At 55.3% G+C, this 1332-nt stretch carries 1 protein-coding gene and 1 pseudogene; one reads left to right on the top strand and one right to left on the bottom strand.

The window, feature by feature from the left end:
• The first annotated feature begins 58 nt into the window (after nt 1-58).
• Nucleotides 59-1063 carry an RNA polymerase sigma factor RpoS gene (gene rpoS, locus AC3ZU9_RS31390; RefSeq protein ID WP_012722618.1) on the top strand — a complete coding sequence of 335 codons (1005 nt, stop codon included), beginning with the start codon at nt 59-61 and terminating at the stop codon, nt 1061-1063.
• Between the two features lie 198 nt (nt 1064-1261).
• Here the strand turns inward: rpoS and AC3ZU9_RS31385 are convergent.
• Nucleotides 1262-1332: pseudogene (locus tag AC3ZU9_RS31385) on the bottom strand (cold-shock protein); the annotation flags it as partial.

Raw genomic sequence — 1332 nt, 5'->3', positions numbered from 1 at the left:
TGCCAAGGATAAAGGCGCCGCTTGAGCTTGAGGTCGAACTCACCAAAGGACTATAACAATGGCTCTCAGTAAAGAAGCGCCGGAGTTTGACATCGACGATGAGGTTCTCCTTATGGAGACCGGCATCGCTACGGAATCGATGTCGAATGAGGGACCTGCTGTACCTTCAGTTCGCGCCAAATCCAAGAACTCCACCGCGTTAAAGCAACATAAGTACATTGACTACACGCGGGCGCTCGATGCGACCCAGCTGTACCTCAATGAAATCGGCTTTTCCCCTCTGCTGACCCCCGAAGAAGAAGTCCATTTTGCGCGCTTGTCGCAAAAGGGTGATCCGGCTGGGCGCAAGCGCATGATTGAAAGCAACCTGCGCCTGGTGGTGAAAATCGCCCGACGCTATGTTAATCGTGGGCTGTCCCTGTTGGACTTGATCGAGGAAGGCAACCTGGGCCTGATCCGGGCCGTGGAGAAGTTCGACCCCGAGCGGGGCTTCCGCTTTTCAACCTATGCGACCTGGTGGATCCGCCAGACCATCGAACGGGCGATCATGAATCAGACCCGTACGATCCGGTTGCCGATCCATGTGGTCAAAGAGCTTAACGTCTACCTGCGGGCAGCACGTGAGCTGACCCAAAAACTCGATCACGAACCCTCGCCCGAAGAAATCGCCAACCTGCTGGAGAAACCGGTAGCGGAGGTGAAACGCATGCTCGGCTTGAACGAGCGCGTGTCTTCGGTTGACGTCTCGCTGGGTCCGGATTCGGATAAAACCCTGCTGGACACCCTGACGGATGATCGCCCTACAGATCCTTGCGAGCTGTTGCAGGACGATGATCTTTCCCAAAGCATTGACCAGTGGCTGTCGGAGCTTACGGACAAGCAGCGTGAAGTGGTGATTCGCCGCTTCGGCCTGCGTGGCCATGAGAGCAGCACCCTGGAGGACGTAGGCCTGGAGATCGGTCTGACCCGTGAGCGGGTGCGACAAATCCAGGTGGAAGGGCTCAAGCGCTTGCGTGAGATCCTGGAGAAGAATGGCTTGTCGAGTGAGTCGTTGTTCCAGTAAACAACGCAGCTTGAATGCTTGAATGTGGGAGGGGGCTTGCTCCCGATGGCGGTGGGTCAGTCGATACATCCAGTGACTGAACGATTGCCATCGGGAGCAAGCCCCCTCCCACATTTTTTGTGCCCGGTATTACCAAATCCCAGGCATAAAAAAACCCCGCTTTTAAGGGCGGGGTCTTTTCGACTAAGTCAGTACAAGTTAGATAACTTGAACTTCTTCAGCTTGCATGCCTTTCTGACCGCGGGTAGCGATGAAAGAAACCTGTTGGC

The organism is Pseudomonas sp. A39 (assembly GCF_058145955.1).
This window is presented reverse-complemented; position numbering and strand designations above follow the sequence as displayed.

Coding starts and splice junctions, on each gene's coding strand:
- rpoS (WP_012722618.1), top strand. CDS start 59: ATGGCTCTCAGTAAAGAAGCGCCGGAGTTTGACATCGACGATGAGGTT.